The following is a 22,382-nucleotide window of genomic DNA, read 5'->3' as shown; positions in this document are numbered from 1 at the left end:
CTTTGCGCGAAAATGCTATCCATTCATACGCTTGATAGGGGTTTTAGTTCCAGAATTGCTTTTGGCCCTGTCCAATCTGCACCCAATACATGCACAAAAAAGGGCAAAGTCGGCTCATGCCAAATATTTATGCATTTTTTCATTGAGGCCGCCGGACAATCGTTTACCGTGATCAGACGAAAAAGAAACTGCGCCCCACATATCAGGAGAAAAACCTTGGCTTCACAACGCCCCAAAGCAATTCCGACCGTTCAGGTCGATGACGATACCGTACGCGTCACCGAATGGCATTTCCCGCCCGGTGCGGAAACCGGCGGTCACGTTCATGAAATGGACTATGTGGTTGTTCCCATGACCACCGGTGCGCTGACCATTGAAATGCATGATGGCACCGTCGTCACATCTGACCTTAAGGCTGGGCAATCCTATGCCCGCAAAACCGGCGTTGCCCATAACGTGATTAACGACAACGCATTCGATTTCACCTTCGTTGAAGTTGAAATCAAATAGGCGGCTCAATAACGCTGACGCGGCCTTAAAAACACTTAAAACCAAAACACAAAGGGCAGGTCCGCAATCGCACCTGCCCTTCATTCAATTTATGTCGTCAAACTGCCGGGCTTACGCCAGTCGGCTGTCAATCGCGTCCCAGATCAGACTTTCAAGTTTCGATCCGTCAAACCGGTTTATTTCCTGCAATCCGGTTGGCGAGGTGACGTTGATTTCGGTCATATAATCGCCGATCACATCAATCCCGACAAAGATCAGATCGCGCTTTTTAAGCTCCGGCCCGATCCGTTCGCAGATTTCCTTTTCACGATCGGTCAGCATCGATTTCACCGCAACACCGCCAACATGCATGTTCGACCGTGCTTCGCCCTCGGCCGGAACACGGTTGATCGCGCCAACTGCCTTGCCATCGACCAGAATGATGCGTTTGTCGCCTTTGCGGACATCGGGCAAATAGGCCTGCACCATCAACGGTTCACGCGACTGGGCGGCAAACAATTCCAACAGCGAATTCAGGTTTTCATCACCGGGCTTAAGGTGGAAAACACCCGCGCCGCCATTGCCAAACAACGGTTTGACGATGATGTCTTTGTATTCCTCGCGGAAATCGCGAATGCGCGCGGGCGACCGTGTGATCATGGTGGGCGGCATCAGGTCGGGAAATTCGGTAACAAAGATTTTTTCCGGCGCATTGCGCACATGACCCGGATGGTTGACCACAAAGGTTTCCGGATGAATGGATTCCAGCAAATGGCTTGCTGTAATGTAATTCATGTCAAACGGTGGGTCCTGACGCATCAAGATGACATCGGTTTCCTTTGCCAAATCAATGATCTTGGCATCGCCCAGGTCATAATGATTGCCCGCTTCATAGCGCAAGGTCATCGGTCGAACTTCGGCAAAAACCCGACCCCGGTCATAAAACATGTCGTCGGGATGATAATGTAAAAGATCATATCCGCGCGACTGGGCTTCCAGCCCCATGACAAAGGTTGAGTCCCCTTTGATATCAATGGACGCAATCGGGTCCATCTGAATGGCGACAATACGGCTCATAAAACGCGTTCTCCTTTTCCGGGGCTTGCGTGGCTTTGCAAACCGATCCTGACCAAAACCCGACCCGGTTTCACATGGTCAATTGTGATCATTTGCGGGCACGCCTTGACCCGGCTGGCCTTCCCGGCCAAATGATGCGATATGTAATTCGCGATTGATGGTGACTAATTTGGCAGGATTTTTATCATCCGCCATTCATGTTCTGCAATCGTGATGAGATAATTGTTATTTCGACCAGACAGGCAAGACAGACAAGATGGCATCTTCAAACCGTACCAAGACAACCGACACCCGCAAAATCGGCCAGAAAAGCCGGTCTGTCATTGTTGCATCTGCACTTGCCATGGCCAGCGTTCTTGGCGGCGCAGCCAGCATCGGTTTGTTGCCGACACCTGCGCACGCCCAATCAGCAAATGGCGCAACCAACGAAACGGGCACGGCCAAAAACGCCGATATCAGCCCGGAAATGGTCAAAAAGATCGAAAACTATCTGGCAAATATCACCACCATTCGCGCTGATTTCGTCCAGATTTCATCAGATGGTGGTACCGCCGAGGGCAAGCTTTACATGCAGCGCCCGGGCAAAATGCGGTTTGAATATAACCCACCGGCGCAAATCCTGTTGGTCTCAACGGGCAGTGATTTCATCTATTATGACAAAGAAATCAACGCCCCGACCTATTTCGATATTGATGAAACGCCCGCTGGTATCATTCTGGCGAAAAACATTTCGCTGTCCGAAAAGGTTAAAATCGTTGATTACCGCCGCACGGCCGAAACCATTCGGGTCGAGCTGGTGCGCAAATCCGATCCGGGTGCCGGCAGTGTGACCTTGGTGTTTGCTGAAAACCCGATGCAATTGCGTCAGTGGATCGTCACCGACCCAACCGGGATCCAAACAACCGTGACCCTTTTCAACGCCGAAGACGGCGTCTCACTTGATCCGGAACTGTTTAAGTTCAAACGCATCTGGCCCAACCAGCGCGGCGGCTAAGGCCTTTTCCTTAAAAACAAATTCCGCCCGACAGCACTTTCGCCGTCTGGCCCGCGTCCGAAAAATTAGGATTTTGAGTATCACCCAGCGATGCTCAAAATCCTTAAAACGTTAAGACGCCCAAATTGCGATGGCCCCAAAACGCGCCCATTTCGCGTTTTTGCAAATGACACCAGCCCTTAAATCTCCAAATCTCCCGCCGAAAAACTCAGCACGTCCAATACCCGATGGCGATAACGCGATCGCCGGTCCAAAGCGTGCCCGTCGCACCCCAAACGGGCTTCCAAACGCGACCAAACCCACATCATCCTCAAGTATAAATTCGCCACCCCTAAATTTTTTCACGGTTGGGTGCGAAGATCTGCATGTGTGCCCAAAATCACATTTAAAACGGCAAAACTTTTTGATTCAAACCGTTGCAGACATTGGGGTTACGAAATGATTAACAGCTCACGAAAAAATCATCGCCAACCCCAAAGATTCTTTGGCTTTCACGCTTGCGATCGCTGGCGAAAGCACGTGCTGCTTCCTATATGAAAAGCTGTCACAAGGTTCCTAAATTAGCGAGAGGAACCCGGTGTGAGGGCATGGTCTCCCCTACCTGTCCTCACGCTCCAAATGACGGAGCGCTGGCGTCCGGTTCACCCCCCTGGCCGGACGCCTTTTTTTTGCCCAACCCGCACGGTAAAACCGGCTTTGCATGAAAAAGGCAGCGAAATTTCCCCTGTGACCAACAGATTTCACAGGCTGTTAATTTTCATTGTCTAGTAACGTAAGGCATGATTCCCTTGATGGATGCGCGTGTTTACCGGCGCACCCAACGAAAATGACACGACAGGACCAATACGTTCGATGATCAACGACTTTATGAAATCCGTCTCGCAATTCTCTGACCCGCGTTTTCGCAAAGTCTTGCTGCTGAGTGTTGCCGGTGCTTTGGCAACCATTATTGGACTGTGGGTCTTGATCTGGTTTGGCCTAAGCTCGATCACCTTCTTTGCGGATGGTGGTTGGCTTGAAAGTGCTGCCGACTGGATCCTTGGCATCGGATTGAGCATTCTGGTCGTTCTTTTGTTTCCCGCGGCAACCGTCCTGATCTCGAGCCTCCTGCTCGATCAGATTGCGGATGCGGTCGAAGACAGATATTACCCGACCCTGCCAGAAACCCGCCCGCAACCTATTCTTGAGGCCCTGATCAGCGGCTTGAAATTTGCCCTGACGGCCCTTGCGCTTAACATCCTGATCTTGCCGCTTCTTCTGGTTACACCGGTCTATGTCATCGCCTTTTACGCGATGAATGGCTATCTTTTGTCGCGCGAATATTTTGAACTGGTGGCGATACGCCGCTATGATGCGCGGACAGTTGAGTCCATTCGCAAAAGCCGCCAGAAAAAGCTGTGGCTTGCCGGTGTGGGCCTGACCTTTTTGATGACCATTCCGATTGTCAATCTGGTCGCCCCGATCATCGCCACGGCCTTTATGGTTCATTACTCCGTCCGCCTTGGGACGTACGTCCCCGAAACTGCGGCCTAACCGTTTAAAATTGCGGCTTTGTCGCATCTTTGAATACCGAAACGAAAACACAAAGGATCTGGTCATCCAATGTTTGGAAAGAAAAAAGCCAACAAAACAGTCGACAGCCGTTCGGCTTCGTCAGATACATCTCCTACAGATTTGTCAGACACCCTTTCCAAGACGACGCAAGAGACCGAGATCAAGGCTTCTGGCGGATCTGAAAAAAATAAACACGACACCGGCCCAGCTGTAAAAACCGAAAATCGTAGTGAGCCGCGCCTTTTCAGCAAGCCGCGTACAAAGGATGAACCCGAAATGTCCAGTAGACCGCACTCCACAAATTTCCGACCGGAAATCGCAAAACGCCCGCTTGAGATTCCAACCCGCGGCAGCTCGGGACGTCCTTCGAGCAGCAGCCACCACAATACCGAAGGCAAAAAGCTGACTGTTGGCCGCGATATCCGTTTGGCGGGCGAAATTGGCTCTTGCGACGTTCTGGTCGTCGAAGGTCATGTCGAAGCACAGATCAAAGAATGCTCGCGTCTCGAAGTTGCCGAAGGCGGCACCTTTGTGGGCTCAGCCCAGGTTGAAGAAGCCGAAATCAGCGGAAAATTCGAAGGTGATCTGAACGCACGCCGCGTTATCCTGATCAGCTCGGCTGAAATCGACGGCAAAATCACCTATGGCGCGCTTCAGGTCGAAAATGGCGCCCGCATCAAGGGCACCCTTGATTACGTTGAAGGCAGCGACGATGGCACATCGCGCAGCGGCAACAGCGCAGCTATCACCATTCCGCGTAAATCGGACGATTCCTGATCCCGTGACTTCAATAAAAACACATAAATTCCCACCCCTGACGGGCGCAAAGCGGTCGTTTGGGGTGGTCGCACTTTTTGCGCTCATTGGCACATCGCTTGTGGCCTGTGGTGGCAATGCTGTACCGCCGGGCACCACCAATGCCAGCTATAGCAACCTCTCCACAGGTGCCAAAACGCAAACGCGGGCCAAACCGGCCCCAGTGCGCCGCACTCCGTCGAAAAAGACCAAAACACCCCCGAAAAAAACCGCTGCCTTGCCCTTCGTGCCGCTTGCGGCCGATACGCTGGCCGGATTGTCGGAAAAGGCTGTTGTGGCAAAACTTGGCGAACCCGAACTGATCCGCAGCGAAGGTCAAACGATGGTTTGGCAATATCGATCCAGTGAATGTTCGTTTGATATGTTCTTTATGCCTGTCTCAAAAACCGGCGCCAAAAGTGACAACCGTGAAGTACGTCACATGCTGGCCCGTAAGCGCCGTGGAAATGACCGCATTTCCGTTCAGGCTTGCTTGGATCAGGTGCGTAAAGAACGTCGTTCGCAGGGTTAATCGGTCACTTTCTTTGGTGATCTGCCCGACCCGATTTCGATTTTGCCCAAACGATCTGATTTCCTTGGTTGATTATTTACCTTTTGTTGTCAGGATCGATAAGCAATCTCATAAAGTCGCCATATAAGGTGATTTTAAACCATCCAGTCATGGTCCCGTTCCGGGCCCATCCCGAAACTTCTAGACACGATACGCGACCTCATGAAAAAAAACGCCCATCGTCTCGTCAGAACTTCGCTGGCTGCTGCCTTCTTGGCCCTGGTTAGTACTTTCGCCGTGGCAGTACCTTTTACCAGCGCCCAAGCTCAGAACACCCCAAAGCTGATTGATGTCTTTGGCAAGTGGGAAGCCTATACCTACACCGAGAAAGGCAAAAAAGTCTGCTATATGGGCAGTCAGCCAACCTCGGCAAAAGGCGACTACACCAAACGCGGTCGGATTTATGCGATGGTCACCCATCGTCCGTCGCTCAAACTGCTCAATGAAGTCAGCTTCATCACCGGTTATACCTATAAGACCGACAGCAAGGTGGACCTTCAAATCGATTCAAAATCGTTCAAGCTGTTTACCCATGATGATTCCGCGTGGGCATCCACCAGCGAAGGCGATCAGAAATTGATCAAAGCCATGCGGGCAGGGTCCAAAATGGTGGTTGTCGGCTATTCATCGCGCGGCACAAAAACCACTGACACCTATTCGCTGTCTGGCTTTACCGCTGCCTATAACGCGATTTCAAAGTCTTGCAACGTAAGACCGGTAAACTAATCGGTTGGCCAACAAACGCAGAAGGATGCCTTCTGCGGCCCATATTGCAACCGTGATTGCGCATGCGCGATAGCTGCAATGTGAAATTTATCGTTTCTAAATTGGCTCAGCCCCGCTATATGCGGGGCTGAGTTTATTGTCGTTAAGGTCCGCTTGCCAAATTCGCGGGCCAAGACACGCATTCTGATCGATTTTCTGTTATGATCGCAAATCATCGCGGCACATTGTCCGTGATGGGCAAAATCGCCATATTGCGATCCGTCCAGAGCGACAAAACGCACGACCACCAAAACCAAGAGAGAGACCGGGATGACCGACGTCCTGACTGAAAACGCATCCGCACAGCCAGCAACAGACAGCACCGCCGCAAACGGTCCTTCGCTGTCTGACTTCGTCACGCGCGCCGCCAACGGGCAGGCAGCCGACGGACGTCGTGATTTGGTTGGTATTTCCCGCGAAGAATTGACCGAACTGATGGCCGACATGGGCGAAAGCAAGTTCCGCGTCAAACAGCTGTGGAACTGGGTCTATAACCGCGGTGTCAAAGACATCGAGGACATGACCAACATTTCCAAAAAGCTGCGCGATCGCCTTGCACAGGATTTCTATGTCGGACGTCCGGTTCTGACTGCCGATCAAAAAAGCTCGGATGATACCCATAAGTGGCTGATGAAGTTCCACGACGGCAACGAGGCCGAAACGGTCTATATCCCTGATCGCAACGAAGACCGTGGTGCTGTCTGCATTTCATCGCAGGTTGGCTGCACGCTGACCTGTAAGTTCTGCCATACCGGTACCCAGCTTCTGGTGCGCAACCTGACACCAGGCGAAATCGTCAGCCAGTTCATGATTGCACGTGACAGCTACGGCGAATGGCCAACCCCGTCCAATGGCATCCGTCGCCTGTCCAACATCGTTATGATGGGCATGGGGGAACCGCTGTTTAACTATGAAAATGTCCGTGATGCGCTGCGCATTGCCATGGACGGCGAAGGCATTTCGATCTCGCGCCGCCGCGTAACGCTGTCGACATCCGGTGTCGTGCCTGAAATCGTTCGCTGCGGCGAGGAACTCGGTGTGGGTCTGGCGATTTCGCTGCATGCGCCTGATGATGACCTGCGCAACGAAATCATGCCGATCAACAAGAAATACCCGCTCAAAGAATTGATGGATGCCTGCCGGAATTATCCGGGCATGTCCAATTCGCGGCCGATCACCATGGAATATGTCATGCTCAAAGGTGTCAATGACAAGCCTGAACATGCCCGCGCACTGGCCAAACTGGTCAAAGGCGTTCACTGCAAATTTAACCTGATCCCGTTCAATAAATGGCCGGGCTCGGATTACGAATGCACGCCAACCAACGACATCAAGAAGTTCGCGCAAGTTCTGCTTGATAACGGCTACGAAGCGCCAATTCGTTGGCCGCGTGGGCGTGATATTCTTGCCGCCTGCGGTCAGCTTAAATCCGAAAGCCAGCGTCAGCGCAAATCACGCGCGACCGCCGGTGGCTGTGCGAAATCGGACTCAGATGGCGAAGGTGTTGTTGCCGCCCAATAGGGCCACCCCGCCAAAAAGAGCTTCCAGACAGATCAACACCGGATGGCCCCGCTATCCGGTGTTTTTTTATGTGCGGAGTACCGGTTTGCTGATTAACGTTTTTGGGCAAAATCTGATGGCACTTTTTTCACGTAGGAGCAAAACGATTTAGCCATACAGAGTTATTTATCTAATTCTAATTTGGAAATAAAACCCAACCCACCTGTGGATTTTAATCAAAGATTCAATTGCCCCCGGCACGGTCAGTGCGGCTTTAATCCTACTGCGCTGGCCATTGGGCGGGATCAATGGATTTGGGCAGCAGCACGTATTTTTGGCCCGGCCGGTTCATATGCCCGGCAAACAGGGCCGCGTCTTCGCCTGGGCCAAAGAAAATATCCCCGCGCACCGGCCCGCGAATAGCACCCCCCGTATCCTGTGCGACCATCAAACGATGGAATTTACGGTCCGCATTCATCGGATCATTTGTTTCCAACCACACCGGAACCCCCATGGCATGGAACCGCCGATCCACGGCAAGCGACCGCCCGGGTTCAAGCGGAACACCTTGCGATCCCAGCGGTCCGGCGTCTGGGTCATTGGGATCGGTCTTAAGCGGATTGAAAAACACGTAAGATGCGTTGGTATTCATCACCGCATCGGCTTCGTCGGGATTGTCATGCAGCCATTTGCGGATGGTCTGAAGCGATACGGTTTCGCGCGTCAGCGCGCCGCGTTCGATCAATTCACGGCCAATCGCGTAATAGGCGCGGCCATTGGTCGCGGCATACCCCACCCGCAACACGCTGCCATCGGGCAACACCACCCGGCCAGATCCCTGAATTTGCAGGAAAAAGGCATCAACCGCATCATCGACCCACACCATTTCAAGATCACGCCCGGCAAGCGCGCCATTTTCAATCTCGGCCCGGTCATAATAGGGTTTTAAACGACTGCCCGACAGGCGCCCGACCAGCTTCTTGCCTTTTAAATCGTCGCTGAAATCCCCCAGATCAACCGACACCATGTCATTGGGTTTCAGATAGATCGGGGTTTGAAATTCACCCTCGCGGGTCAGGTTGCCGCGCAGTTCCGGTTCGTAATAGCCGGTAAAAAGCCCCTCGGTCTTATCGCCATTGCCCGAAAGATACGGGGTAAATTCAGTTTGGAAAAACGCCCGTGCATCGTCCTTACGCAAGGTACCAGCATCCAGTGCAAGTGCGGTTTCACATGCCCCGCGCCACTGGCCAATGGTACCCATACGCGCATCTGGCCCCACCGTACGGTCATCTGTACGGCGCACCATCGCCCGACAGGATCGTTGGAATGCGCGCAACGACCCGCGCATGTCATCGCTTTGCCAACCATCAAGATCGGCATATGTCACCTGGCGTAGGGTCAGATGGTCTTTTGGCGCATCATTTTTGCCATCTGCCGTTTCGGTCTTTTGGGAGTTTTGCGTGATCAGGCCGTTAATTTCCGGCCAAAACATCCAGACAAGCGCACATGCCGCCCCGACAAAGATCGATAACAAGGAAAGGCTGCGCGATAAAACCAAACGTCTTTTCAAGATGGCACTCGTTTAACTGACAAAGCGGGACATAAAAGGCGATACACAAAAAACGCCCAGCCACGCTTCATCGCCCGGCCCGACGCAGGGCAATTTTCGCCAAACATGCTTAACAAGCCGATAATTCAAAGATGCTGTTATGCCGGGCACGCCCGATATGGCACAAAATGGTCCCAAACAGAAAAAAGGCGACCCGCATCACACGGGCCGCCTTATATTTTTTGACGACATCAGAACGCTTAAGGGATTAAAGAGCGCTGTCTTCGTCTTCCGGGGTTTCGGTTGCCACCAGCTGCCAATTTGGATCTTTGTTTTCCGTATTGCGCGCAAAGGTCCAAAGGTCTTCGGCCTCAACCACTTGATTGGGATCACCTGAAACCACTTCACCTTCGGCATTGCGAACAACCGATACTTCTTCGGACACGAATTTCACCGTCACATAGGCGGTGCGGCCCTCAAAGCTGGCATCATGGATCGTCGCACTTTTAATGCCGACCAAGGTGGTTTCTTCGTGTTCACCCTTTTCCGACCGCGCATCAATGGCCGCGGTGAAGTTCTTGTAAACTTCTGGCGAAAGCAGCGGGCTTAGGGAATCTTTGTCGCCCTTGGCAAAATATTCGACAATCATTTCAAATGCCATGCGCGCACCATTGAGGAAATCCTTCTGGGTAAAGCTTGAATCGGCTTTTTGGATTTTCTGCAATGTGGCGTAAATGCCGCTCGGAACATCTGCCGGGGCGGGCGCGTTTTCGGAATCCGGCAGGCGATAGACATTATCAGGTTTTGGCGCCGCGCCATTTTCAGCGGGGCTGCCATTGGCGTCATCATGTTGTTGACGGCCAAACACATCTGATGGTCCCTGTTTCTCGTTGCCGGTACGACGGCCAAGAACACTGCGCAAGCGCAGAACAAGGAAAACAGCGATCAGAGCGAAAAGAAAAATATCGAAATATTGCAAGATCCGGACTCTTGATCTTTGGGGTTTCAAAAAGGTCGAAATGAACAAACCGACCATGGTTGTGAAATGGTATGAACCCAACCAAATGCAAGGGCAACCTATGATCACACCTTAAATGTGATCGTCTTCACCTTGATCTTCTTGGGTTCTTGGCAAACTGCCGTAATTTCGTCGAGTTATAAGGTTAAGTATACGATAAACACATTCAGCAGGTTAATCGGAAATCACTGAAATCCAAGTTGTTTTCTGTAATAATTGTGTATGTGACCACGATCTGGCGGCGAAATCCGCTGTGAATTTGAACCAAATGCGGGTTAGTCCCCTTTAACGGAGCACCAATGGGCGTGTATTTTCTGGCCATCTTTGTCGCCATCCCCATCATTGAAATCGCGGTCTTTATTCAGGCCGGCGAGTTAATTGGCCTATGGCCGACCATTGGTGTGGTGATCCTGACTGCAATTATCGGCACCTCGCTGATGCGCGCCCAAGGTTTGCAAACCCTCGCCAAGGCGCAAAGTCAGATGGATCAGGGCGAAATGCCAATTGGGGCCATGTTTGACGGGATTTGCATTCTGATTGCGGGCGTATTGCTGCTGACCCCGGGCTTTGTCACCGATACCATGGGCTTCTTGCTGTTGGTTCCGCCATTGCGCCAATTGGTCGGGGCAAAAGTCATCATGAAACTGGTCCAGTCGGGCAATATTCGCACCAACTTTGGCGGCGGCCGCCGATATGGTGGGCCGGGCGCGCAACAGTCGCACCGCCCCAATGGCCGCCCGGGCAGCGGCCCGATCATTGATGGCGACTTCGAAGATATCAGCCCCGATGACCATCCCAACCAGGGCAACAGCAACGCTGCGTCGTCAAATGGTCCGAAGGACCCTTCAAACGACGATGATGACAATGACGACAATGATCCCGATAACAATAACGGGTCGCGCACCTTGCCGCCCCACACGTCATCATAAAATAACATAACGCTTCGCCGCGCGGGCAATCGGTGTGCGTGCCTTTGCCGTTGCCTTGATCAGCCCGCAAGCACTTTCATATCCCAGTCACGCCCATCATCCCCATGCCATAGCCGGTCTACCCCCGGTTTTGGCAGGGAGGGCCGGCACAATCAGCAGCAACAATCATACCGCCCGCAACACAGCAACCACGCGCTGTTTGCGAACAGCTGGTTGGAAGCCTACACCGGGACCGCATTGCGCTGGTTCTAAACGGCTTAAAACCGCGCCAAACCGCGTCCGATTGGCTTGCTCGCATGATAAAGACATGCTACCCCAGATCATCTGCCGCAGGGTTGCGGCGTCAGAAACAAGCATTTCAGCCGGTCCAAGCATATATCGACCGACATTTTCACAGCATGCCCTTTCATCGGGGCCTGAATGGCTTATTTCTGATCAAGACCGAATTTAATGGGAGCGATACTTAATGGCCGAGAATACCACCGGTACACAGCAGGGCGGTGCAGAACAGGGCGGCGAACAGCAGCAAGCGCCTGCGAACCCGATTACGATCCACACCCAGTACATCAAGGATCTTTCGTTCGAAAATCCCAATGCACCGGAAAGTGTCGCACTTCAGCAGCAGCCGAAAATCAATATCGACGTCGATGTTGAGGCCCGCACCACTCAGGATCAGAAGCTTCACGAAGTTACGATCAAAATCAACGTCAAAGCCGAAGTCGCCGAAAAGGTCGCCTTCATTGCTGAACTTCAGTATGGCGCGGTTGTGACCCTGAATGTTGAAGAACAGCATCGTCTGCCGGTTCTGATGATCGAAGTTCCGCGTCTTCTGTTCCCATATGTCCGTAAGATCGTCTCTGATCTGACCGCGGATGGTGGCTTCCCGCCGCTTATGATGCAGCAGATTGATTTTGCTGATCTTTTCCGCAAAAAATTCGCCAAACAGATGGAAGGCCAGCCTGCGGGCAACGCCTAAATCCCTATTTGGTTCGACATCAAAACAAAGGCCGCCAATTTGGCGGCCTTTTTATTTTAATATCGTAATGAAGTCAGGCCGAATTTTAAAACACCCGGTCTTACACCACAATCGCGCACCTATTTTAGAACGGGCGGGCGATCACCATAAAGACGATGATAATCATCAAGATGGTTGGTACTTCGTTGAAAATCCTAAAGAATTTCTGTGATTTGGTATTGGCATCGGCGTCGAACGCCCGGCGATACCGCGCCAGCATCATGTGCGATACGGTCATCAGAACCACACACAGCAATTTCACGTGAAACCAGCCTTCGGTCATCACACCGGCCGCATGGATCAGGTATCCACCAAAAATCCAGGACGCAATCATCGCCGGGTTCATGATAGCCCGCAGCAAACGCCGTTCCATCACTTTGAATTTCTCACTGGCTTCCGAGCCCGGTGCGACTTCGCAGTGATATACATAAAGCCGCGGCAGATACAAAAGCCCCGCCATCCAGGCAATGATGCTGATGACATGCAGGGATTTGATAACGCTATAAGTGTCCATCTCTCTCTTTTCTCAAATCAGCAGGGGGATAATCAATGGGCCATGACCCAACGGGATGTGTGGACCATACCAAAAAACAGGCCGGCCCCTAAGCGGTAACCGGCCTGTTTAACTTGGCAATTATGCTTATGCGCCGCCCGGTTGCTTGGCCACCGCACAGGAATGCTCATCTGGGCACCACCAACCACGGGTCTCGACCGTGTAATCGTCTCCGCCCTTTTCATCCAGCTCGACTTGCGTTTGTTTTACAACCGAAACAAGTCCGTTGATGAATTTCGGATGGGAACAGACCGTACGCACCCGTTCATAGATCGGCACATGATGTTCGTGGGCCAGCTCGCCATATTCGATATCAAGCTCAACCAGCGTCTCGGAATGCTCGGTCACAAAGGCAATCGGCACAATCACAAGGCCAACACCTTCTTTGCCGGCACGTTCGATCTCGCTTTCGGTGGATGGACCAATCCATTCCATCGGACCGACCCGGCTTTGATAGCAAACTTTCCAATCCAGCCCGGCAATCGCCATTTTTTCGACCACGGCAGCCGCGGTTTTTTCAATCTGCGACTGATAAGGATCACCGCGCTTGGTAATCACTGCTTTTGGCACACCATGGGCCGAAAACAAAAGACGTGGCTTGGCAATGCCAAGTTCTTCGGCCTTGGCCACCGCCTTGTTATAGCCCGTTATGATCATTTCGGCCGATGCGTCGACAAAGCCCGGATTGGTCGGGTAACAGCACGCGGTTTTGATCGGCGCGCTTAAGCCAACCTTATGGCAGGCCTGTTTCCAATCTTTGACCGATGATCCGCTGGTGGTGGTTGAAAACTGCGGATAAAGCGGCAGCAAAATTTGCTCATCCGCACCCCAGGCTTTGACCTCTGCTGCGGTATCCTTGGCAAACGGCTTCCAATAACGCATGGCGATAAAGCACCGATTTTCATAGGTGGTGTCTTCACCATCGGCATTAAGGGCCGCTTGCAGGGCATCTGCCTGTTCTTGGGTCAATTCCAAAAGCGGCGATTTTCCCCCGATATGGGCGTAAATTTCTTGTGCGACCGGGGCGCGGCGATGGGAAATCAGTTTGGCCAGAAAATAGCGAAACGGGTTGGGCAGGCTGATAATCGCCGGATCGTTAAACAGGTTAAACAAAAACGGCTCAACCGCCTCTGGGCTATCAGGGCCGCCGAGATTGAACAAAACAATCGCGCGCTTCTTACGCATATTCTCGGACATATAGCGTATCCTTCATGGCGTTTTGATCAGATCCGTAAAAATCGGAAATCATAATCTATGGATAAAACCCGTTCCGCACCGAAAGCCTATTTGGGTCAAACAGGCCTTCGGCGCAACGGAATTACCTCAGTATACGCACTGATTTTTCCAATCGATTTGATTGATTTCAAAAATCAGCTTTGATTTCGGATAAATTTCACCAGCTTATCGACATTTTCCGGTGACGTTTCCGGGGTGATGCCGTGGCCAAGGTTGAAAATAAACGGTCCGTTTTTCAGCGTTTCAAGAATACGGCGGGTTTCCGCAATCATCTCATCGCCGCCCGTGATCACATACATCGGATCAAGATTACCTTGCACAGGGCCAAGTTTCTGAAGGTTTTCCGCCACCCATTTCAACGGCACGCCACTATCAAGGCCCACCGCGGTCACACCGGTTTTGGTTTTAAAATCAATCAGATGCAAACCAGCACCACGCGGGAAGCCAATGATCGGCAGATCCGGGTGCACATTGCGCAGGTTTTCGACGATTTTCTTGGTCGGCTCGATCACCCAACGGTTAAAGCCGTTTTCCGACAACACCCCGCCCCAGGTTTCAAACAGCTGGATGCATTCTGCGCCCGCTTCAACCTGCTTGAGCAAATATTGCGTTGTCGCCTCGACCAGAATATCAATCAGCTGGTCAAATCCTTCGGGATCGCCATAGGCAAACCGACGGATATTGGCAAAATCTTTGCTGCCTTTCCCTTCGACCATATAGGTCGCCACAGTCCATGGGCCCCCGGCAAAGCCAATGAGGGCCGTATGGTCGGGAATGGCGTCAGACAGCTTTGAAACGGTCTCGTAGATCGGTCCAAGCGTGTCATGAATGCCATCGACCGAAAGTTTACCAAGGCCCGAAGCATCGCGGATGGCCTCAAGCTGTGGTCCTTCACCCTGCTTGAAGGCCAAATGCTGTCCAAGGGCCTGCGGTATAACGAGGATATCGGAGAACAGAATAGCCGCATCGAAGTCATAGCGCCGAAGTGGCTGCAACGTAACTTCGCAGGCAAGGTCGGGATTGTAGCAAAGATCGAGGAACGATCCTGCTTCGCCACGGGTGGCACGGTATTCCGGAAGATAGCGACCGGCTTGGCGCATCAGCCAAATAGGTGGGACGGGCAGCGTTTCACCAGCAAGGGCACGCAAGAAAGTCTTATTCGAATTGGGCATTTGGTTTCCTGTCTGTCTGTCCCGATCGGATGTATTTATGACCAATGCCGTCCCCCGGGCTCGGTGCCCGTGGTTCACGCATTGGTCTTCTGACCCCGTTAATTTTGTCCTGTGGCCTTGGCCGGGACGTTTTCCACGCTCTGCCTACCAAACCCTTATTTAATTAAAAAGGATGTTGTTTGTAGGTGGATACCTGTGGATAACAGGGATTAAATTTAACGCACAGCTTATTCACAATTCGACTCGGGAAAAATGATCCATCTCAAGCGGTCTTGGGGAAAACTGGGGACGACTCCGAACGACTCTCAGACTCTGCCTTGGGATAAGCATGTTTTGAATAATGGGGATAACGTGGATTAAGCTGGTTTTTGCCCCTTTATCCCTGCTATTACGGGAAAAAATAATGAGTTATCCCTGTCGGGATGAACGGTCTGAGAAACTTTGTATGATGGGGAGGATAAAACCTGTGGAAAAAATGCACCCGGAGTCGCACCCGTTATCCACAATAATCCACAGGGCCGACTCCGACCCCCTAACTCTTGGTTGGGCTAATATACCTTATACGGACGGGTGTGATCGAAATATCGAACACCTAAAATAAAAGACACAAAAACCGCTTGGCGCGTCAAAAGTGGATAACTGAATCCTTGCATCGCCAAAAATCGGCAAATTTTGCGAAAAATCGGATGGGTCATGGTCCAAGCAGATAAAATTTTCCATCTTCATCTGGTTTCGGATTCGACCGGCGAGACAGTTGATGGCGTTGCCCGGGCCTGCATTGCGCAATTTCCTGATGTCCGCGCCCATGAACATGTTTGGTCGCTGATCCGAACGGACGCCCAGCTTGCGCGCGTTTTGGCCGATATTGAACGTAATCCCGGCATTGTCCTTTACACCGTGTTTGACAGTGAAATTCGCCGCAAACTCGAAGAAGGCTGTCGCCGCCTTCAGGTGCCGCACAGCCATGTGCTTGATAATACCGTCACCATGATGGCCGGCTATTTGGGCCAGCAATCGCGCGGCCGGACTGGCGCACTTCATAAAATGGACGAAGAATATTTCAGCCGGATCGAGGCGATTGATTTTACCCTGTCCCATGATGACGGGCAGTCTGGCTGGGATCTGGAAGAAGCCGACGTTGTGATTGTCGGCGTGTCGCGGACGTCAAAAACCCCGACCTCGGTCTATTTGGCCAATCGCGGGATCAAAACCGCCAATATTCCCTTTGTGCCGGGCTGTCCGCTGCCGCCTGATTTGGATCAGCTGAAAAAGCCGCTGATTGTTGGCTTGATCAAGGATGTTGATCAATTGGTGTCGATCCGTAAAAACCGTCTGCGTCAGATCGAACGCGGCGAGGGCGGGGATTATGTCGATCCGGTTGCCGTGCGCGATGAAGTCCATCAGGCGCGACGTTATTTTACCGATCGCGGCTGGAAGATTATCAATGTCACCCGCCGTTCGATCGAAGAAACAGCGGCCATGATCATGGCAACCATGTATGACCGTCGCGGTCACGAATAGGATATAAACGATGAACCAACGGCTTATTCTGGCCTCAAGCAGCAAAACACGTCACGCCATGCTGACAAATGCAGGTGTGGATTGCGATGCGATTGCCTCGATGATTGACGAGGACGGCTATAAACAATCGATGAAGGCCGAAGGGGCCAACGCCGCCGAAGCCGCCGAAACCCTGGCCGAAATGAAGGCGCTGCGCATGTATCGCCAGCAGCCCGACGGCATTGTCATTGCCGCGGATCAGATGCTGGAATGCAATGGCATCTGGTTTGATAAGCCCAAAGACCGCGATAACACCCGTGCGCAACTTTTGGCGCTGCGCGGCAAGACCCATCAATTGGTCTCCGCTGCTGTTATATATAAAGAGGGCTCTCGCATTTGGGGCACGATTGATACCGCCCATTTGACCATGCGCAATTTCACCGAAGAATGGCTTGATTGGTATCTTGATACGGCGGGCGAAGACATATTTGACTGCGTTGGCGGGTATCAGCTTGAAGGCATCGGGGCGCAGCTCTTTACCGAAGTACGCGGTGACTATTTCACCGTTCTTGGTTTGCCGCTTTTGCCGCTGATTGGCTTTTTGCGCGATCACGGTGTTCTTAAGGCGTAAAAATGCGATTGTGTCCGTTCATATTGTGTCCGTTCATCTCGATCCCCGCCGTGGCGGGCATGACGGGAAGAACGAAGTTTCACTTTTAACCGTCACTCCCGCATAGGCGGGGGGCTCATGGTTGGCACACCGTAAAAACGAAACAAACGTCGCACGCAAAATCCAGAAGGCAGGAATTTCAGGCTTATGACATCTCGCACTTCCTATCGCACACTTTCGGGGACGTCACGCCTGGCCGGTGTTATGGGCTGGCCGGTGTCGCATTCAAAATCTCCCCGTTTGCAGGGATATTGGCTGGCAAATAATGCCATTGATGGCAGTTACATGCCGCTGCCTGTTGCGCCTGAAAATTTCGAAACGGCTTTAACGTCCTTGCGCGATCTTGGTTTTGCCGGGGTCAATGTCACCATCCCGTTTAAGGAAACGGCGATGCGTGCTTGTGATGAATTGACCGATCGCGCCAAACGTATTGGGGCGGTCAATACCGTCACCTTTGCCAAAGATGGCCGGCTGTTGGGCGATAACACCGACGGATTTGGTTTTATCGAAAACCTGCGCCAAGAAGCCCCGAATACGGCTTTTTGTTCTGGTCCGGCGGTGGTGTTGGGCGCTGGTGGGGCATCGCGCGCGGTTTTGGTGGCGTTACTTGATGAAGGCTGCCCTGAAATTCGCCTTGCCAACCGGACCCGCAAACGGGCCGATGATCTGGCGGGCGAGATAAATGATCCGCGCATAACCGTGATTGATTGGCCGGTCGCGCCATCCGCCTTGGAAAATGCGTCCCTTGTCGTCAATACCACAAGCCTTGGCATGGTTGGCCAACCCGCCCTTGAAATTGATCTGACCGGATTGCCAACATCGGCCCTTGTGACCGATATTGTCTATGCGCCGCTGATCACTGATTTGCTGGCACAGGCCAAAGACCGTGGAAATCCGATTGTCGATGGCTTGGGCATGTTGCTGCATCAAGCCCGGCCGGGTTTCCATAAGTGGTTTGGTATTGATCCTGATGTGACGCCGGACTTGCGCGAATTCGTCCTTTCGACCGATTAAGTATTTAAGGTTGATCTTGATATGGTAATTATGGGGTTAACCGGTTCAATCGGAATGGGCAAATCTACCGCGGCTGGGATGTTTCGATATCTTGGTGTGCCGGTCCATGATGCCGATGCCACGACCCATAAACTGATGGCGCCAAACGGTGCGGCGTTTGATCAGATCGCGGCATTATTTCCCGATGTCATCATTGATGGCAAGATCGACCGACAAAAACTCGGTCAAAAGGCCTTTGGTGATCCCAAAATCCTGACCCAGCTTGAAACCATTTTACATCCGCTGGTGCGCGATGCCGAAAACCGGTTTTTAAAAACCCAGCGGATGCTCGGCCGCAAATTGGTGGTGCTTGATATTCCGCTTTTGTACGAAACAGCGGGCGAAAAACGCTGTGACGTCGTTGCGGTTGTGTCCGCTCCATTATTCATTCAACTTCAACGTGTTATGGCACGACAGGGGATGACGGATGGGAAATTTTCCGCCATTCTGTCCAAGCAGATGCCCGATAGCCAAAAGCGACGGCGCGCCGATTTTATCATCCCGACCGGGTTGGGGCGTGCAGTGACTTTTGATCATATCGCGGCCATCGTTGCCCAATTTTGTTGACCATCGGACTTAAGCAAACATGCGTGAAATCGTTCTTGATACTGAAACCACCGGCCTTGATCCTTATTCCGACCATCGCCTGGTGGAAATTGGCTGTATCGAACTGATCAATCACATGCCGACAGGCCGCCAATATCACCAATATATCAATCCGCAGCGCAACATGCCCAAAGAGGCCTTTGACGTGCACGGACTTGGTGATGACTTCCTCAAAGATCAGCCGGTTTTTGCCGAGGTTGCTGACGATTTCCTTGAATTCATCGGCGATGATTCGATCCTCGTCATTCACAATGCGCCCTTTGATATGAAGTTCCTCAATGCGGAACTGTCATGGCTGAACAAGCCGAAAATTCCGATGGAACGGGCGCTCGATACCGTTCAAATGGCGCGCAAAAAGTTCCCCGGTTCCCCGGTCAGCTTGGATGCGCTGTGTCGCCGGTTCAAAATTGATAACTCCAACCGTACTTTGCACGGGGCACTGCTTGATTCCGATCTTTTGGCGGTGGTTTATCTTGAACTGTTGGGCGGCCGGCAGCACGGTCTATCCCTTGATCCCAATGCCCGCCAAGACGACGACGAAGTTGTCGAACGTGTGCTGGGGCCAAAGGAAAACCGCCTTGAACCGCGGCCCCATCTGGTCAGCGATGCCGAACTTGACGCCCACAAAGCCTACATCGAAGCCAAGGTCAAAGACGCCCTTTGGCTTAAAGCGAAAGAAGCATGATGTGATCGGCGGCTTTTGTTCGATACGAACCCGATCAAACAATTGCGATCGACATGCGATAAAAGCCGCCTTTGGCGGTTTGGTGCTGCTGATAATGATGATGATGGTCATCCCTCCGGCTTATGCATCAGGCCCCACCCCTGAACCCGGATCTGAAATTGATGATGATCTGGCATCTGATATGCCCGATGATTTGGTCGATCAAACAGCCCCGGCCTTTGACGGCACCTATAAAATCCATCTCTCAGAAAGTGGCAAGTCCAGCACGTCAGCCCGGCCAGAACCGGGCTATTTTGATCGTTTGGTCATCACCCTTTTTGATAAAGCCAGTCTTTCAGCCAGACTTTCGCCGCAAGAACCCTGGAAACGCCAGCTCGAGAAATCAGCGAAAGAACCCGGTCACGTCATTTATCCGACCACACGCACCAAAGCCCGCGAAGATCATTTCAAATGGGTCGGCCCCATCAGCAGAACCGTCTGGAATCTATACGGGTTTTCGACAACCGATTGGCAAAATGCCAGATTTGACACGGTTTTAAGGGAGGCCAGCATCGGCGTGTTGCTCGGCTCTGCCCGCGAAGCCTATTTGCGCAAAAGTGGGGCGCAAAAATTGGTGATGGTGCCGCGCGAAGAACTGCTTTTGCCGATGTTGATGGCGCACCGTGTCGATATGATTGCGATTGGCGGCAATATCTTGCGCCATTACATCAAAGCCGCTGACAAGCTGCCAAAAATCGAAAGCAAATTGGCCTATCGCACCTGTTATCTTTATGTCGCGGTCAGTGGCGATGTACCTGATCGGGATATTACAACGCTTCAAGACCAGCTTGATCGCTTTAAACGCAGCGGATTTTTCATCCAAAACCGCCGTGATCATGGTCTTTCGACCAATGCCTTCAAACCGTTTTTACGCGCCATGCTTGATCTCGACAATAATGGGGTCGGGTGCGTGGATCTAAATGGTCATCACGGTGATGCGGGTCATTAAGTCGCTTGGACGGCCCCATGTCCTTGGCGTGAACGCAAATTGGCATGGCGTTTTACTTTTCGCACCTAATTACGATATCGAAATATTCTTGTTTATCGGTTTGAAAACAAGTTCTTATCGTCGCGTAAGCAGCAATTTCCAAACCCAAGGCACTGATCGGCAAACAGGCCAAACTTCCACTTGATCAATCGCGTGTGACGGCGTGGATCTGGGATCAGATCGGCCTGGAATATGTGTTCTGTTTGAATAAATTGTTCATACAGGCGTGGTATCAAACTGCGAAAGGCTTTATGTCATTTGCAAATGGATGCTGGGTTTATGGGTTTTCTGCCGTTAAATCCGGTCGGGCTTTGGTCTTTTTATATATTGGCGTGCGCTTCTGAATGTGGGGGCGGTCGCGTTACATATAATCTGATCATGGCAAAGCACTTATTACGTTAATCGATCTGGTCCGATGACACAGAAAAAGACGCCAAAACGACGCCGTGCCGTCAATGACGAGGAAAAGGCCCTGTGGGAGGTCTTTACCCGTGACGTCACCCCTTTGCGCAGTAAAAAGCGCAAAAGCGTTGATGCGCCTTTCGTGCCGGAAGACGACGATACCCACACAAGCGACACCGCCGTTTCGGCCCCCGGTGACATGTTTGACGATCTGTCTGATATGCTCGCTGAAAATGTGCAAAAATCCGAAGAAAACCGGGCGGCGCGCAATTTACCTTCGGCCCGAAATGCTGATCGCGGCCCGCAGATCAAAAATCGCAACCTTGATGACCTTAAACCCGGTGTTACCGCTGGGATTGACCGATCAACGGCCAATAAGTTCCAAAAGGGCAAAATGTCGATTGATGGGCGCATCGATCTGCATGGCATGACCCAGGAAGTGGCCCATAACGCCTTAAACTCCTTTATCGAAGACAGTTGGCGGGCAGGGAAACGCTGTGTGTTGGTGATCACCGGTAAGGGATCGCGCCCGGATGAATATGGCCGCACGGGTCTTTTGCGTGCCCGCACTCCGCAATGGTTAAGTGCGCCGCGCCTGCGCACGCGCATTCTGGCCATTCACCAAGCCCAGATTCAGCATGGCGGTTCAGGGGCCTTTTATGTCTTGTTAAAACGGAGACGCCCGTGACACCCTTTGGCAATCGTATCCGGGAATTGCGGGCACGCAATGACGTGACCCTGACCGATATGGCAAATGCGCTGCAGCTGTCACCGGCCTATCTTTCAGCCCTTGAACATGGGCATCGCGGCCGGCCCAGCCCCGGATTGGTGCAGCAGATTTGCGGCTATTTCAATCTGGTCTGGGATGAAGTTGACGATATCAAACGTCTGGCCCAACTTTCGCACCCAAAAATCACCGTCGATACCGCCGGTTTGGCCCCCGAGGCGACCGAGCTTGCCAATCTTCTGTCTGAACGCATTGCAGGCTTAAGCGATGAACAATTAAGCCAGATGCTCGACATTGTGCGTGCGCCCCTTTCTCAATAACGGCGTCCTTGGCGACGAAATCCATCGTTAAATCCCAAAAATCGCCTGTTTCCGGGGCGGGTTATCTTGAATTTTCGCGCTGCACCACAATATCGGATTGTATTGAGCGCGCGGCATCACATGCAAATAGCGATCAAATCAATGACCGGTGTTTAAAAAATAACCGGCGTCTTAT

23 protein-coding genes are annotated in these 22,382 nt (G+C 52.2%); 17 read left to right on the top strand and 6 right to left on the bottom strand.

The window, feature by feature from the left end:
* Positions 1 to 216 precede the first annotated feature (216 nt).
* The gene (locus tag HCZ99_RS04105) at positions 217 to 510 is read left to right on the top strand and encodes a cupin domain-containing protein (RefSeq protein ID WP_167445560.1); all 294 of its coding nucleotides are present in this window, start codon (positions 217 to 219) and stop codon (positions 508 to 510) included.
* 111 nt (positions 511 to 621) lie between these two features.
* Here HCZ99_RS04105 and gshB read toward each other — a convergent pair whose 3' ends face one another.
* Complete coding sequence (gene gshB / locus HCZ99_RS04100) at positions 622 to 1,566, bottom strand: glutathione synthase (RefSeq protein ID WP_167445559.1); 945 nt, start codon at positions 1,564 to 1,566, stop codon at positions 622 to 624.
* Between the two features lie 256 nt (positions 1,567 to 1,822).
* On the opposite strand from gshB, the gene HCZ99_RS04095 reads away from it, so the two are divergent.
* The 6 genes from HCZ99_RS04095 to rlmN all read left to right on the top strand — a co-directional run bounded on the left by HCZ99_RS04095 (position 1,823) and on the right by rlmN (position 7,766).
* Positions 1,823 to 2,560 (top strand): LolA family protein, encoded by a 738-nt coding sequence (locus tag HCZ99_RS04095; RefSeq protein WP_167445558.1) that lies wholly within the window; start codon positions 1,823 to 1,825, stop codon positions 2,558 to 2,560.
* Positions 2,561 to 3,412: 852 nt separating this feature from the next.
* Entirely contained in the window at positions 3,413 to 4,093 is a 681-nt protein-coding gene (locus HCZ99_RS04090) for an EI24 domain-containing protein (RefSeq protein ID WP_167445557.1), read from the top strand.
* Positions 4,094 to 4,390: 297 nt separating this feature from the next.
* Complete coding sequence (locus HCZ99_RS04085; RefSeq protein WP_254869421.1) at positions 4,391 to 4,891, top strand: bactofilin family protein; 501 nt, start codon at positions 4,391 to 4,393, stop codon at positions 4,889 to 4,891.
* A 4-nt stretch (positions 4,892 to 4,895) separates the two neighbouring features.
* A complete protein-coding gene (locus HCZ99_RS04080; protein ID WP_167445555.1) occupies positions 4,896 to 5,441 on the top strand; it encodes a hypothetical protein in 546 nt (181 codons plus the stop codon).
* A 276-nt stretch (positions 5,442 to 5,717) separates the two neighbouring features.
* On the top strand, positions 5,718 to 6,206 hold the full coding sequence (locus HCZ99_RS04075; RefSeq protein WP_368484221.1) for an invasion associated locus B family protein: 489 nt from the start codon (positions 5,718 to 5,720) through the stop codon (positions 6,204 to 6,206).
* A gap of 309 nt (positions 6,207 to 6,515) precedes the next feature.
* On the top strand, positions 6,516 to 7,766 hold the full coding sequence (gene rlmN, locus HCZ99_RS04070) for a 23S rRNA (adenine(2503)-C(2))-methyltransferase RlmN (RefSeq protein WP_167445553.1): 1,251 nt from the start codon (positions 6,516 to 6,518) through the stop codon (positions 7,764 to 7,766).
* A 259-nt stretch (positions 7,767 to 8,025) separates the two neighbouring features.
* On the opposite strand, the gene mltA is transcribed toward rlmN, so the two are convergent.
* Both mltA and HCZ99_RS04060 read right to left on the bottom strand, forming a co-directional pair.
* A complete protein-coding gene (mltA, locus tag HCZ99_RS04065; RefSeq protein ID WP_167445552.1) occupies positions 8,026 to 9,315 on the bottom strand; it encodes a murein transglycosylase A in 1,290 nt (429 codons plus the stop codon).
* Positions 9,316 to 9,562: 247 nt separating this feature from the next.
* A complete protein-coding gene (locus HCZ99_RS04060; RefSeq protein WP_175581378.1) occupies positions 9,563 to 10,273 on the bottom strand; it encodes a Tim44/TimA family putative adaptor protein in 711 nt (236 codons plus the stop codon).
* A 338-nt stretch (positions 10,274 to 10,611) separates the two neighbouring features.
* On the opposite strand from HCZ99_RS04060, the gene HCZ99_RS04055 reads away from it, so the two are divergent.
* Together HCZ99_RS04055 and secB are read left to right on the top strand one after the other, a co-directional pair.
* On the top strand, positions 10,612 to 11,241 hold the full coding sequence (locus HCZ99_RS04055; protein WP_167445550.1) for an FxsA family protein: 630 nt from the start codon (positions 10,612 to 10,614) through the stop codon (positions 11,239 to 11,241).
* 466 nt (positions 11,242 to 11,707) lie between these two features.
* Entirely contained in the window at positions 11,708 to 12,217 is a 510-nt protein-coding gene (gene secB / locus HCZ99_RS04050) for a protein-export chaperone SecB (protein ID WP_167445549.1), read from the top strand.
* A 124-nt stretch (positions 12,218 to 12,341) separates the two neighbouring features.
* On the opposite strand, the gene hemJ is transcribed toward secB, so the two are convergent.
* The 3 genes from hemJ to hemE form a co-directional block, all read right to left on the bottom strand.
* Complete coding sequence (gene hemJ, locus HCZ99_RS04045) at positions 12,342 to 12,770, bottom strand: protoporphyrinogen oxidase HemJ (protein WP_167445548.1); 429 nt, start codon at positions 12,768 to 12,770, stop codon at positions 12,342 to 12,344.
* A gap of 126 nt (positions 12,771 to 12,896) precedes the next feature.
* Positions 12,897 to 14,006, bottom strand: a complete 1,110-nt coding sequence (hemH, locus tag HCZ99_RS04040) for a ferrochelatase (protein WP_167445547.1) — start codon at positions 14,004 to 14,006, stop codon at positions 12,897 to 12,899.
* Positions 14,007 to 14,179: 173 nt separating this feature from the next.
* Positions 14,180 to 15,217, bottom strand: a complete 1,038-nt coding sequence (hemE, locus tag HCZ99_RS04035) for a uroporphyrinogen decarboxylase (protein ID WP_167445546.1) — start codon at positions 15,215 to 15,217, stop codon at positions 14,180 to 14,182.
* A gap of 693 nt (positions 15,218 to 15,910) precedes the next feature.
* Between hemE and HCZ99_RS04030 the strand changes: the two genes are divergently transcribed.
* The 8 genes from HCZ99_RS04030 (at position 15,911) to HCZ99_RS03995 (ending at position 22,207) form a co-directional block, all read left to right on the top strand.
* The gene (locus tag HCZ99_RS04030; protein ID WP_167445545.1) at positions 15,911 to 16,738 is read left to right on the top strand and encodes a pyruvate, water dikinase regulatory protein; all 828 of its coding nucleotides are present in this window, start codon (positions 15,911 to 15,913) and stop codon (positions 16,736 to 16,738) included.
* 10 nt (positions 16,739 to 16,748) lie between these two features.
* Positions 16,749 to 17,348, top strand: a complete 600-nt coding sequence (locus tag HCZ99_RS04025) for a Maf family protein (protein WP_167445544.1) — start codon at positions 16,749 to 16,751, stop codon at positions 17,346 to 17,348.
* Between the two features lie 186 nt (positions 17,349 to 17,534).
* On the top strand, positions 17,535 to 18,401 hold the full coding sequence (locus HCZ99_RS04020; RefSeq protein ID WP_167445543.1) for a shikimate dehydrogenase: 867 nt from the start codon (positions 17,535 to 17,537) through the stop codon (positions 18,399 to 18,401).
* Positions 18,402 to 18,422: 21 nt separating this feature from the next.
* The gene (gene coaE, locus HCZ99_RS04015) at positions 18,423 to 19,007 is read left to right on the top strand and encodes a dephospho-CoA kinase (protein ID WP_167445542.1); all 585 of its coding nucleotides are present in this window, start codon (positions 18,423 to 18,425) and stop codon (positions 19,005 to 19,007) included.
* Positions 19,008 to 19,026: 19 nt separating this feature from the next.
* The gene (dnaQ, locus tag HCZ99_RS04010) at positions 19,027 to 19,731 is read left to right on the top strand and encodes a DNA polymerase III subunit epsilon (protein WP_167445541.1); all 705 of its coding nucleotides are present in this window, start codon (positions 19,027 to 19,029) and stop codon (positions 19,729 to 19,731) included.
* 94 nt (positions 19,732 to 19,825) lie between these two features.
* Positions 19,826 to 20,719 (top strand): amino acid ABC transporter substrate-binding protein, encoded by an 894-nt coding sequence (locus tag HCZ99_RS04005; RefSeq protein WP_167445540.1) that lies wholly within the window; start codon positions 19,826 to 19,828, stop codon positions 20,717 to 20,719.
* Positions 20,720 to 21,173: 454 nt separating this feature from the next.
* A complete protein-coding gene (locus HCZ99_RS04000) occupies positions 21,174 to 21,848 on the top strand; it encodes a Smr/MutS family protein (protein WP_167445539.1) in 675 nt (224 codons plus the stop codon).
* Positions 21,845 to 22,207, top strand: a complete 363-nt coding sequence (locus HCZ99_RS03995) for a helix-turn-helix domain-containing protein (protein ID WP_167445538.1) — start codon at positions 21,845 to 21,847, stop codon at positions 22,205 to 22,207. The genes HCZ99_RS04000 and HCZ99_RS03995 overlap by 4 nt, the downstream gene beginning before the upstream one ends.
* The last annotated feature ends 175 nt before the right edge of the window (positions 22,208 to 22,382 follow it).

Origin of the sequence: Thalassospira lucentensis (assembly GCF_011806425.1) — a bacterium.
GTDB lineage: Bacteria > Pseudomonadota > Alphaproteobacteria > Rhodospirillales > Thalassospiraceae > Thalassospira > Thalassospira lucentensis_B.
Note: the sequence above shows the minus strand (reverse complement) of the source record. Positions and strands in the feature narration are given on the sequence as shown.

Excerpts from the sequence above, each read along its gene's own strand:
- gshB (WP_167445559.1), bottom strand. The coding sequence starts at position 1,566 with ATGAGCCGTATTGTCGCCATTCAGATGGACCCGATTGCGTCCATTGAT.
- HCZ99_RS04095 (WP_167445558.1), top strand. The coding sequence starts at position 1,823 with ATGGCATCTTCAAACCGTACCAAGACAACCGACACCCGCAAAATCGGC.
- HCZ99_RS04090 (WP_167445557.1), top strand. The coding sequence starts at position 3,413 with ATGATCAACGACTTTATGAAATCCGTCTCGCAATTCTCTGACCCGCGT.
- HCZ99_RS04085 (WP_254869421.1), top strand. The coding sequence starts at position 4,391 with ATGTCCAGTAGACCGCACTCCACAAATTTCCGACCGGAAATCGCAAAA.
- rlmN (WP_167445553.1), top strand. The coding sequence starts at position 6,516 with ATGACCGACGTCCTGACTGAAAACGCATCCGCACAGCCAGCAACAGAC.
- HCZ99_RS04055 (WP_167445550.1), top strand. The coding sequence starts at position 10,612 with ATGGGCGTGTATTTTCTGGCCATCTTTGTCGCCATCCCCATCATTGAA.
- secB (WP_167445549.1), top strand. The coding sequence starts at position 11,708 with ATGGCCGAGAATACCACCGGTACACAGCAGGGCGGTGCAGAACAGGGC.
- hemJ (WP_167445548.1), bottom strand. The coding sequence starts at position 12,770 with ATGGACACTTATAGCGTTATCAAATCCCTGCATGTCATCAGCATCATT.
- hemH (WP_167445547.1), bottom strand. The coding sequence starts at position 14,006 with ATGTCCGAGAATATGCGTAAGAAGCGCGCGATTGTTTTGTTCAATCTC.
- hemE (WP_167445546.1), bottom strand. The coding sequence starts at position 15,217 with ATGCCCAATTCGAATAAGACTTTCTTGCGTGCCCTTGCTGGTGAAACG.
- HCZ99_RS04030 (WP_167445545.1), top strand. The coding sequence starts at position 15,911 with ATGGTCCAAGCAGATAAAATTTTCCATCTTCATCTGGTTTCGGATTCG.
- HCZ99_RS04025 (WP_167445544.1), top strand. The coding sequence starts at position 16,749 with ATGAACCAACGGCTTATTCTGGCCTCAAGCAGCAAAACACGTCACGCC.
- HCZ99_RS04020 (WP_167445543.1), top strand. The coding sequence starts at position 17,535 with ATGACATCTCGCACTTCCTATCGCACACTTTCGGGGACGTCACGCCTG.
- coaE (WP_167445542.1), top strand. The coding sequence starts at position 18,423 with ATGGTAATTATGGGGTTAACCGGTTCAATCGGAATGGGCAAATCTACC.
- dnaQ (WP_167445541.1), top strand. The coding sequence starts at position 19,027 with ATGCGTGAAATCGTTCTTGATACTGAAACCACCGGCCTTGATCCTTAT.
- HCZ99_RS04005 (WP_167445540.1), top strand. The coding sequence starts at position 19,826 with ATGATGATGATGGTCATCCCTCCGGCTTATGCATCAGGCCCCACCCCT.
- HCZ99_RS04000 (WP_167445539.1), top strand. The coding sequence starts at position 21,174 with ATGACACAGAAAAAGACGCCAAAACGACGCCGTGCCGTCAATGACGAG.